Source organism: Pseudoalteromonas sp. OANN1 (assembly GCF_024124685.1).
GTDB lineage: Bacteria > Pseudomonadota > Gammaproteobacteria > Enterobacterales > Alteromonadaceae > Pseudoalteromonas > Pseudoalteromonas piscicida.
This window is the reverse complement of the sequence record NZ_JAMXSE010000039.1, coordinates 1-11,881: the sequence shown is the minus strand read 5'-3', so window position 1 is coordinate 11,881 and position 11,881 is coordinate 1. Positions and strand designations below refer to the sequence as shown.

Annotated in this window: 8 protein-coding genes; 3 read left to right on the top strand and 5 right to left on the bottom strand. The window is 44.4% G+C overall.

The features are described 5' to 3' along the window. Nucleotides 1–100 precede the first annotated feature (100 nt). From NH462_RS22495 to nudB, 4 genes are all read right to left on the bottom strand, one after another. Nucleotides 101–553 carry an NfeD family protein gene (locus NH462_RS22495; RefSeq protein WP_017218224.1) on the bottom strand — a complete coding sequence of 151 codons (453 nt, stop codon included), beginning with the start codon at nt 551–553 and terminating at the stop codon, nt 101–103. Between the two features lie 5 nt (nt 554–558). Beyond that, nucleotides 559–1,509: an SPFH domain-containing protein gene (locus NH462_RS22490; protein WP_010377916.1), complete on the bottom strand. Its 951-nt coding sequence runs from the start codon at nt 1,507–1,509 to the stop codon at nt 559–561. Nucleotides 1,510–1,651: 142 nt separating this feature from the next. Further along, nucleotides 1,652–2,773, bottom strand: a complete 1,122-nt coding sequence (locus tag NH462_RS22485) for an alanine racemase (protein ID WP_010377918.1) — start codon at nt 2,771–2,773, stop codon at nt 1,652–1,654. Between the two features lie 7 nt (nt 2,774–2,780). Then, nucleotides 2,781–3,221, bottom strand: coding sequence for a dihydroneopterin triphosphate diphosphatase (gene nudB / locus NH462_RS22480; RefSeq protein WP_017218220.1), 441 nt, complete (start codon nt 3,219–3,221; stop codon nt 2,781–2,783). A 508-nt stretch (nt 3,222–3,729) separates the two neighbouring features. On the opposite strand from nudB, the gene NH462_RS22475 reads away from it, so the two are divergent. Both NH462_RS22475 and NH462_RS22470 read left to right on the top strand, forming a co-directional pair. Then, complete coding sequence (locus NH462_RS22475; protein WP_010377924.1) at nt 3,730–5,637, top strand: M6 family metalloprotease domain-containing protein; 1,908 nt, start codon at nt 3,730–3,732, stop codon at nt 5,635–5,637. A gap of 191 nt (nt 5,638–5,828) precedes the next feature. Next, a complete protein-coding gene (locus tag NH462_RS22470) occupies nt 5,829–7,127 on the top strand; it encodes a PAS domain-containing methyl-accepting chemotaxis protein (RefSeq protein WP_253107795.1) in 1,299 nt (432 codons plus the stop codon). A 683-nt stretch (nt 7,128–7,810) separates the two neighbouring features. On the opposite strand, the gene NH462_RS22465 is transcribed toward NH462_RS22470, so the two are convergent. Beyond that, a complete protein-coding gene (locus tag NH462_RS22465; RefSeq protein WP_253107794.1) occupies nt 7,811–9,658 on the bottom strand; it encodes a choice-of-anchor I family protein in 1,848 nt (615 codons plus the stop codon). 318 nt (nt 9,659–9,976) lie between these two features. On the opposite strand from NH462_RS22465, the gene NH462_RS22460 reads away from it, so the two are divergent. Beyond that, nucleotides 9,977–11,530, top strand: a complete 1,554-nt coding sequence (locus NH462_RS22460; protein WP_253107793.1) for a CHRD domain-containing protein — start codon at nt 9,977–9,979, stop codon at nt 11,528–11,530. The last annotated feature ends 351 nt before the right edge of the window (nt 11,531–11,881 follow it).

The following is an 11,881-nucleotide window of genomic DNA, read 5'->3' as shown; positions in this document are numbered from 1 at the left end:
CGAATAAGGTAAAAAGTTGTTTCTGAATACTGAGGATTACTGAAAGTGCCTAACAAAATTGGCTGCTAGGCACTTTGTTCGCAAGGTTATACCAATTTGCTTAATTAGGCTCTACCCAAAACGCTCCAACCTCTTTTTTAACCACTTTGACTTGTGTTCCTGCTGTAATAGGTTGTTTACTTTTTAGTTGCCACGCAATACCAGAATAGGTATGAAAAATACGACTATCTGCATTCAAATCCTTTTCTAGCGTAAAGGTAAGCTCAGCAAAATCACTGGTTACTTCTTTATTGTCGGTGACGTCTTGCATGCGTCTTAGTGGCTTCCATAAAAACACAGCCAGTAATGTCGTGACTAACGCATTAAACCAAAGTGCGGTCAGCCAAGTTTGGTCGAGCATACCTGCGTACATTAGGCCGCCGCTGATCACCAGCGACAAACCTAAAAAGAACAGTACAAAGGTCGCAAAACCAAGCACCGCAACCTCAACAATTAGGCAAGCAATTCCTAGTACTACTAAGGTTTGTGCTAAATGCTCAAGTAAAAAGGCCATAGGCGTTACCCTTGCTTTTTATTTAATGTATTAATAATAGACATGCCTTGTGCCACAAGCGAACTTGCATCTGTGCCATTGTCTGGTAGTAATACCACAGAAGATTCTTTGGCTATAGCTTCTTTTGCTGCAATGGCTTTTGTTGCTAAGTCAAGCTGAATAGCTTTTTGACCTTCTTCGGTATTTGCAGCTTCACCGACTTTACGAAGGGCTTCGGCTTGTGCGTCTGCAACGGCAATAATCGCTTTCGCTTCACCTTCAGCTCTTAGGATCTGCTCTGCTTTTTCGGCTTCAGCTGCAAGCACTTGTGCTTGCTTTTTACCTTCCGCGACATTGATTGCGGCTTGACGGTCACCCTCCGACTCTAATATTTGAGCTCGTTTCACACGCTCAGCCTTCATTTGTGCTTCCATTGCTTCCATTACTGAGTTTGGTGGCACAATGTCTTTAATCTCGTAGCGCAGTACTTGAATGCCCCACGGATCAGAAGCTGAGTTGATCGCAGCGACGATGTTGGTATTAAGTAAATCTCGCTCTTCAAAGGTCTTATCCAACTCCATTTTTCCCAGTTCGCTACGCATGGTGGTTTGCGCGAGCTGAGTTACCGCGAAGATATAATCGTCAACACCGTAAGTCGCTTTATACGGATCTAAAACTCTAAAATAAAGTACACCATCAACAATCAATGAAATATTGTCTTTGGTTATGGCTGACTGAGATGGCACATCAACGGCTTGCTCCTTTAAGCTTCTATCGGAGGCTACGCGGTCGATAAATGGCAGAATAAAGTTAAGGCCAGCTTCTTTAGTGGACTGATATTTACCGAAGCGTTCAATAATCCACGCACGGTTCTGCGGGACAAATTTGATACTCCCTTTTAGTACCACAATAACGAAAATCAATAAAAACGCTTGAATGGTAAAAAGGTAATCAAAAATAAGTGTGACTGGATCCATGTTAGCTCTCCTACTACATAAGAATTGTTCGCATCAAATGCATGTTCCCAATATAGATGAATGATTTGTGAATTACCATTGGTAAATTTACTTTATGCTTGAGAGTGTCGGGTTTGTATTGTTGAAGGCTGTAAGGTAAAAACTACCACCCCCCAAATCTTGGCCAAAACTCGATGTCATCATGACTTAACACATGATAGCCCGAGTGCTGAGCGGCTGTTGCACATGCATGATTCGGTAAAATACGTAGTAGGTCACCATGTTTCATGTCTGGTAAGGTGAAACCGGGTTCACATTCAATAATGCCATGCTCTTGATTTGCTGAGGTTACTTTGAGTCCAGGCAACAAATTACCTTCTTGGTCACAAACGAGGCCATAGCCACAATCAAACGCTTGACTCGCGGTACCTCTGTCTCTTGAAAGCGCCATCCAGCCTGCATCTATAAAGAGCTTATTTTCACTACGTTTGATACCAGTGACACGCGTTAGCACGCTTAGTGCAATATCTTCGATGTCACATATGCCGACACCAGCCATCACAAGGTCGAAGAATGTATAGACCCCAGCTCGCACTTCAGTGATCCCATCGAGGTTTTGCGTTGACAGTGCCGTTGGGGTAGAGCCAATACTCAGCATTGTTGTTGTGATCCCAGCCTCTTCCAGCATGGATGCAGCAGTCACAACGGCTAAGCGCTCTTTCTCAGCAAACTGTATTAGTTGCTCAGCTGTGCTACACGCGTATGAGCCACCGGCATGCGTTAGTAAACCCCGATATAAACCACTGCTTTCCAGTATGGTTGCGATGGTCACGATTTCTTTGTTTTTAGGGTGCAGTCCTGCGCGATGTCCGTCGCAGTCTATTTCTATCAAGCAAGGAATCGTGCACTCATTTTCCGAGCAAAATTGAGAGACAAGCATGGCTTGTTCCATACTGTCTAGCAGTATGGTTAGATTGACACCTTGGTTGATTAGGGCAAGAACGCGTTGTAGCTTATCTTCTGTGATCCCTACCGCATAGGTGATATTGGTGTAACCTTGTGCTGCAAATGTTTCTGCCTCTTTTAGAGTGGAAACCGTACATCCCGCTTGTTTGTCGGCCAAAATATAGCTTGCGGCTGCAATGGATTTTACCGTTTTCAAATGTGGGCGAAGGGCCACATTAAAAGCATCAAGATGCTTTTCCATACGCGAAAGGTTATGTAAAAAAGCAATTTTATCAACAACTAAACATGGTGTTTGTAAAGATCCTAATGTCGTAAACATAGCTCAATCATACTCCTATGAGTTCTATTTCCTGTCGATTGCTTGGGGACCAGACGCGTTCACAAGCGTGTGTTTTGTTAAGCCAAATAAAGTCTGTATGTTCATCATCAGCAAGTACCACACTGATCCCTGACGGTACTTGGATACTAAAAACATGCTCAGTGTTTATGGTAACACCCGGCTCATACCGATGGCGCCACTGCGGTCTTATAGTGTATTGATTTGTTTTATTATGCGAGTGGATGGTGATCCCAAGCGCCGCGGCGTCAATACCGGTCTCTTCTTTTAACTCTCGATACGCGGTAGTGATTGGAGTTTCACCGAGCTCTACTCCCCCAGTGACTGATTGCCAAAAGTGTTTATCGTCTGCTCTTTGTAATAGCAAAAACTCATTATGCTCGTTGTATATTACGACCAATACCGAAACAGGTTTACGTAGTGCCGACATGGATTACATCAAATCAGGAACATGTGCTTTGAGTTTAACCAGTTGAGTTGCACTCGGCAATTGGTATAAAGCGTAGATGGCGAATTTTGGACAAAAAAAAGCAGGCCATCTGGCCTGCATAAAAACTCCAATAGCAACAAGCTGTGCCAAGGAAATCCCAATAATGCCAACATCCCAGTCGGCAAGCTCTACTTCTCGGGAGTTCAATTGTGACTTTAGGCACGCCTAGATACGCAGGTAAAAAGGTGCAGCCCCAAAGGAACGAGACCAATGCTAATGTAATGTTTAGTACTTGTAAACTAAAAATTGAAAAAAATAGTTTAAACGGATTTTTTTTGCTCACTTTGAAATATAAAGCTTCTAAAATGATGGAATTACAACCGGTGTAACTATTTGTTATTTATCTGGTTGATAAGTTTTGTACCTTTAATGGTCTGATGGTTGTTGCAATTTTGTATCCATTCTGTATGTTAATGAGTTGTACAACATGTAACCTAGGAAAGGAAAAATGAAATTAACATCAGCAATTATCGCAACGTCATTATTGGCAACCAGTGTCGCAGTAAACGCGGCTATACCTTATAAAAATGAACAGTATCAATTTACTCAACCAAGTGGTGAGGTGATCACTCTTATTCTTAATGGTAATACGTACTTTGCACAGCAGCGTACCCCTGACGGCGAGCTTGTGGTGTATGATGCCTCGCTCAAAGGCATGGCTTACGCACAGGTGTCAGTCGATGGGGAGCAGCTTATATCAACAGGTAAGCTTGTGACCAAACGCAGTAAGCGGGGCATTCAACGTCACTCAGTAGATGCTATGCAGCAAGGGTTATCCTCTACTGCTATTGCAAAAAAGGTAAAAGCAGCGCAGCAGGTAATGCTGGGTCAAAACCAAACATCAGTCGACTTGATACATACGCATCAGTTTGAGCGTAGTGATAATGCAATGGCGTTGAATGCTGAGATCAGCGGGCAAGTAAAAGGGTTAACTATCATCATTGATTTCCCTGATGAGCGCGGCACTATCACAAAAGCGCAAGTTGAGCGTTTTTTAAATGACCAAAATTACACTGAATTTGGTAACGCGCAGTCAGTAAGAGGGTATTTTTCGTCGGTCTCTGGAGGCAAGCTTGATTATACCAATACAGTAACGGCTTATTACACCGCAAAGAAAAACAAAGCGTATTATGCGGATAGCGCATTAAGCTCAACAGTACGCTCGCAAGAACTCATAAAAGAAGCGCTAAATTGGCTTGAATTTCAACAGGGATTTGATTTTAGTTCGCTTACTACAAATAGTAGTGGGCAGATCCGTGGGTTAAATATTTTTTATGCTGGTAACTCTGATAGTGCATGGTCTAAAGGTCTGTGGCCACATATGGCAAGACTCAGTCCTCGTTTTTGTGCTGACAGCGTGTGTACCGATCGCTATCAAATCACTGATATGGGAAATAGCCTTGCAATTGGCACCTTTGTACATGAGTCTGGTCACTTAATCACAAATTGGCCTGATCTTTATGATTATGACGGAAGCTCAGAGGGCTCAGTCGCAAGTTTTGGCGTTATGGGGTTTGGCGCGATTGGTGCTTCCAACCGTTTTAAGCCGACGCCACCTGTCGCACACTTCAGGGCCATAGCTGGTTGGGATACGGTAACTGAACTTAATCCAGCCGTAAATGCCAATGCCCCAACGGGAAGGCTCAGTCATATTTCGGGCGCTAATAGCTCATATAAATGGACCAACCCAAGCAATACAAATGAAGCATTTTACATTGAGGCTATTCATCAATCGGGACAAAACTCAGAGCAACTCGATTCAGGTTTGGCTATTTGGCACGTTGATTCTGCCGGCAATAACTCGAATGAATGGTATCCATATATCCAAATGGAGCATGGTGATGCCAAACGAGATCCTGAAAATGGTCGCAACCGTGGGGATAATGGCGATTTATTTGATGTGGCAGGAGAGTTTAGCGCCACACTGCCGAATGCGTTGAGTAGCAAAGGGACGAATGCACTATGGTGGAATGGAAGCGACTCTGGCTTGTCCATCAGCAATATTTCTGATCCCGCTGCAGAGATCCAATTTACCGTAAGCGGTAGTACAACCCCACCACCACCGGGAGATGTTTACACTGGATACTTAGCAGACAAGCAACAAGCCATACAACCTGACGGCAGTTGGTTTCAGTACAGCGGTGGCACAATAGCACTTACTTTAGAGGGACCAGCGAACGCAGACTTCGACTTGAAACTCGAAGCTTGGCAAGGTGGTACATGGCAACAAGTTGCTATTTCGGAGACGCCAACCTCACAAGAGTCAATTAACTATACGGCAAATTCAGGTTATTACCGCATTTTGGTTTACTCATATAGCGGTGCGGGTGACTACCGTCTAACGTTACAGAAGTAGTTATCCAAAGCACTGGTTAGTCAATATAATTGATATAATGCCAAGTCGCGTTGCTTGTGTGGTAGGCGCGCGGCTTGTTTTGGTGCGTATGTTAGAACGCCAAACTCCACTTTCTTATCTATAATTCATACTTTATTACCAAAACTATGATAATAATGCAGTCATGCATATTGTTTGTTACGGAATAGCTTATGAACTTTTTTCGAAAGCCAAATCAAGAAGTTGAAAATTTGACCGCTGAACTCAACCGTGCTCGGGCATTACTTTCTGCGATTGATGAAGCGGTCGCAAAAATTGAATTTACACCCGATGGTCAAATAGCAGCAGTCAATCGACATTTTCTTGCTGTTGTGGGTTACACCGAGGCTGAAGTGATAGGACAGCACCATCGTATTTTTTGCCACAAGGACTACGTAAATTCTTCGGAATATCGCAGTTTCTGGGCAAGCCTTAAGCGTGGCCAAGCTCAGTTTGGTAATTTTGAGCGCTTTACCAAAACAGGTGACGTGGTTTGGCTTGACGCTACCTATTTTCCGGTTGAAGAAAATGGCAAAGTCACCCGTATTGTTAAAATTGCGAATGACATCACAGCAGAAAAACTCACCATAAAGGCACAAGAAGCGATAGCTAACGCACTCAATAAATCCATGGCAACCATAGAGTTTACACCTGAGGGGGTTATTTTAGATGCGAATCCAAATTTCACCGCAACTGTGGGCTATAAACTCAGTGAGATTAAAGATCAGCATCATCGAATTTTCTGTGACGATAGCTTTTATAAAGAGCAGCCACATTTTTGGCAAGAGCTGGCAAAAGGCCAGCATAAAAGTGGTCGCTTTCATCGCTTAGGTAAACATGGCGAAGATATTTGGATTGAAGCAACGTATAACCCTATTTTTGATGAACATGGCAAAGTCGTTAAAGTGATAAAGTTTGCAACAAATATCACAGCGCGGGTGCAAAAAGCGCATCGAGTCGCACAAGCTGCCGAAGTTGCGCAGGTGACATCTGAGCAAACTGAGCAAATAGCGGCCCGTGCGAGCTTGCTGTTGCAAGAGTCTGTTAGCACCTCAGGGCTTATTTCTAATCAAGTGCAAAGTGCAATGGCCGCAATAGCGCAGCTTAATGAACAGTCAAAAGGGATTTCGGCAATTGTGTCTACCATCAGCGCGATTGCGGAGCAGACCAATTTGTTAGCTCTTAATGCAGCGATAGAAGCCGCCAGAGCGGGCGAGCAAGGAAGAGGGTTTGCGGTGGTAGCCGATGAAGTAAGAAGCTTAGCAGCACGTACTTCGCAGTCGACTAACGAAATCAATGATGTGGTCAATCAGAACGAAGTGTTAACTAAAGAAGCCACCGCACTGATGAATACAGTGTCTGAAAGCACCGACCTTGGTCTTGCACAAATCGATGAAGTGAATAAAGTGATGAATGAAATAAAGCAAGGCGCAGAAAACCTCACAAATACGGTTAAAGGATTGTCAGAATAACCTAAAGATCGCCGCGTAAAGCGGCTCCCACCCAGAGCTTGAATATGGTGTAGGAGCGGATTCACCCCGCGATCATTTCATCAAAATCGCCGCATAAAGCGGCTCCCACCCAGAGCTTGAATATGGTGTAGGAGCGGGTTCACCCCGCGAGCTTTCCCCAATAATCGCGCGTAAAGCACCTCCCACCAAGGGCTTGAATATGTTGTGGGAGATGTATGGACTCCTCCCCCTTAACGGGAGAGTACGGTATAAAGATATTGCAAAACACTTTTACCAAATAAGGAGTCCATACATGACACAGTCTAATTTAATTGCTATCGACTTGGCAAAAAACATTTTCCAGGTGGCACAGCTGAAAGGCAATAAACTCAAATTTAATAAGCCAATGAAACGCGAACCTATGAGAGAAGGCACAAGGGCGCGAATACATCAAAGAGGCCGAGGTAGCACCTCATCAAGAGCCCGGATATAAGCACGCAATCACACTAATAATGCTAAAAGTGGCTTGTACAATTGGAGGAGTCCATATAAGCGGGTTCACCCCGCGATCTTTTTCCCAATAATCACCGCGAAAAGCGCCTCCCACCAAGGGATTAAATATGTGGTAGGAGCGGGTTCACCCCGCGATCTTTTCATCAAGATCGGCGCATAGAGCGCCTCCCACAGCGACTAATGTGAATGCTTTATTTTTCAGCGATTTGCCATACCGCAACTGAACCGGAAATTTCATTACCGATCACCAATAAGGCTTCGCCAGTTGCACTTTTGTCGGCAGGAATAAATGCCATGCCCTCTGGGGCTAAGTCGCCACTGATTTCGGCATCTTCAACTAATCCGCGGTTGTAAAAATAATCTTCAAACTTAACATCGTAAGGGTTGGTGATATCGTAAACCATGATACTACCCATACGCTCTAAGCCAACGAATGCAAAAGTGCGTTCACCAATTTGACCTAGCGCTAGTGCTTCCGGTTCAGGGCCTTTTGCATCGGATCGCGTATCGCCTTCATTGGTGTCTTCATCATTGTTAAATTGTGCGCCATGCACGGAGGCAGTGATCCGCTCGATTTGATCGCCAGAGTCGAACACCACAAGGCCGTTGCTATCCCAAATGGTAAATGAACGAGCACCATAGGTGTATAGCGCTTCATATTGGCCGTCTTTATTTTCATCGCCTTTCACCGTTGTAACTTTAAGGCGACCAATGTCGTCATCGTCATTATTAAGATAAGCAAAGTTGCTTGCTAAGGTAAGATCTTCGGCACGGCTCTCATCAATGTACGCTAAACAGCCATCGTCTTTATCGTAATCTAGGCCACCTTTCGTGGTGCAGTCGGCTTCATCGGCAGCATCAAAAAAGTATTCTCTACCATCACCTTCATTGGCAGAGACAATAAAGTTCGCGCCTTTCCACGTGTAGCTAGAGATAGTGTCTGGCTGATACATGCCGTAAAGGCCGGGATACTTTTGAAAATTAATCTTTTTATCTTTATCCGAGGCATCCATGGTGTAATTAGACCAGTCTTTGAATCCCAAACCGACTAAATTAAGGCTATTGTCACTAAGATCTATGATAGCGAGTGCGTTGTTTTCTTGAATTGAAACATAAGCGAAGCGGTTGTCTTTAGAGATGGTGACATATTCCGGTTCTAAATCCATCGCAACTGTCGTATTAATAAGTTTGCTATTGATAGTGCGACCAGTTGGATTGGCGAAGACAATGCCTTGTGCTTCTAGCTCAGCTTGCTTGGTGTTAAATGCGCTAAAGTCTAATTGTGTTGCTGTATTTGCAACTACGCCATTTTTAATGTTGATAATGCTGATGCTACCTTCAGGATCAACGCTGTAGTCACCTGCGGGTTCCCCTTCATTTGCGACCACGACTTTGCTGCCATCATGAGTAAAGGTAACCATATCAGGTAGTGCACCCGCCGTTACATTTTTAACAAAGGCCGGAGTTGCACCTGAGATATCATAAAAAGCGATTTGTCCTGCATCACCCGTCGTCTTGGCAGCCATTGCAACCGCCAATAGTTGGTTGTTTTCGTCAACTGCAATACTGTTTGCGTCGCCGGGGGTATTGTCGTTTAAGTTGATTGTCATGGCTGATGTTAAATTTGTAGTGGTAATAACACCTTCATTATTTCTGACCAGAGCGGCCGTATCAAAGCTGGTTGCTGGAATAACTTCAACCACAGCGGCACTGCCTGAACTATTAATGGCATATATCCATTTTTTGGACGCTTGGTAAGCGACAATTTCAGCGGCGCCTTCAGGGCTTTCTGCATTAAGCACTGCGCGTCCTACAAGACTTATTTCAAGCATGCTATTGGCGTTAGTGCCATTGGTTCCGTCTTGTCCGTTTGCCCCATCTTGGCCGTCGGAGCCATTTGTACCATTTTCTCCATCGTTACCATCTTGTCCGGCAACGCCTTGTTGCCCTTGCGAACCCGTGGCGCCATCGTCACCATCAAGTGAACAGCCAGTGAGAAGAGAAAGCAAAGAGAGCGCGATAAGTGAGTGCTTAAACATAAAATATCCTGATTATTATTGTTAAAGCTGCTACTTAATCACAAAAAGATGACTCTTATATGGCAATGAGGTTTCACAATTATTGTGAGAAATTCATTGATATCACTGAGCTGAATGTAATGCCATTCAAGCGTTAGTACCATCGATATCAAAGGATGATTAGGCAAAAGTTGGTATTGCGGCTGGTGCAATTAGGTACAGACAAAAAATATACAATAGTTTTGCAAATTTGATGAACTTTTATTCAAACCTGTTCGTAAGGGTTAGCTATGGGTGACAAAAGTCATTCTTTTTAACCGAGTCTACAGGATGAGTATAATGAAAAAGTTTATAGTAAGTGCCAGCCTCATGCTTCTTATGGCATGTAGCGATAACGACGATAACGATACGGTTACACCTCCACCACCGCCGCCAGTCCAAGAGTTTTCAGCGACTAAGACCTTTGAATTGATGTTATCAGGAAAGCAAGAAGTACCGATGAATACGTCAATGCAAACCGCTTTTGCAACAGTTGAGCTTGATGAAAATCTGATGCAATTCAGAGCAACACTCGACTACAGCGACGTCGAAGGTTTTAGTGCTGCACATATTCACGATGGTGATTTGGGGGCGAATGGCGATGTGGCATTCGCCTTTGAAGCATCAGATGACAATAAGGTCAGTATTCCAATCACAGATCTGTCTGAGGATCTAATTGACGATATGTTGGATGGTGATTGGTATATTAATCTACACACCGAAGCCTTTCCAAGCGGCGAGTTACGCGCTCAGATTGTGCCTGACACGGTAAGCGTGATCACGTTCAAATTAGATGGCTCACAACAGGTGCCAATGAATGAAAGTAGTGCTATGGGGTATGGTTATGCGTCATACGACAGCACCGATGGCGAGCTCTACCTTCGCGCGGTCACTATGGGCGTTGATGATGCCACTGCTGCACATATTCACACTGGCCGCATTGGTATGAACGGCGATGTACTTGTGGTGTTAGAGCAGGACGACGAAGTAATGACAGACTGGGTAACGCCTGATGACACGATGATCGACGAAGCGACGTTGAATGTTTTGCTCTCGGGCGGACACTACGTCAATGTACACACGCCAGAGCTACCAAATGGTGAGATCCGCGGCCAAATTCTGACGGACAATTACGCGGTTGCTACATTTGACTTATCCGGCAAACAGGAAGTGCCAGCAGTAGCAACAATGGCATCTGGTGATGGCTATGCCATTGTTAACACTGATAATTATGAAGTAGAGCTCAGAGTTGTCACTAACGGTGTTGAAGATGCAACGGCGGCACATATTCATACCGGTCGGATCGGCATGAATGGTGATGTTTTAGTTGGCCTTGAGCAAAGCACCGATGATATGAATGTGTGGATGACCCCAGACAACACCATGGTCAACGCTGAGATTTTTGCGGTGCTCGCATCGGGTGGTCACTATGTTAATGTGCATACACCAGCGAATGCGAGTGGGGAGCTCCGTGGTCAGATCCTCACTGACAACTACACTTTGGTAGCGTTTCCATTGAGTGGCGAGCAAGAAGTCCCAGCCGTTACAACCACTGCCACTGGTAGTGGATATGCTTTGGTAAATCGAAACGGCTTCGACCTTGAATTACAAGTCCTCACCTCAGGTGTCGCCGATGCAACGGCTGCGCATATACATACCGGTATTGCTGGTGAAAACGGCCCTGTGTTACTGGCATTAATGCAAGATAGTAGTGATGCCAATCGCTGGATGGCTCCGGCTAATGCAGCATTGACAGCGGAAATATTTGCGATTCTGGCAGGCGGTGGTCACTACGTGAATGTGCATACACCAGCAAATCCAAGTGGTGAGTTAAGAGGTCAAATAGTTAATTAACCTGAGGTTTGGATAAGGAATGTTCCAACTCATTGTTTCTAAAGAACAACTTAGTTTTTTCCTTCTCTAGCCAGAGAGTTTTAGGGAAAACACCGCTTCCGCGTCCTGCTCTCGCTAAGGTACCTACATCCTGTAGGCAAGGCGAATTTACGCACCAATAGTTGGCTATTGGCAGTGAATTCAACGTAGTTAGCGCTAAAACTGGCTGCTAGAAAGGCATTAACTGAATTAGTTCTGACCAGACCTGACAATTCGATTTGAAAAATTGAGAGTTACCCGTTTTGATAAAGGTGTCGAATCTTTGTTCAAAACAACTAAGGAGTAACTCTCATGTTACATACTAACAATCCA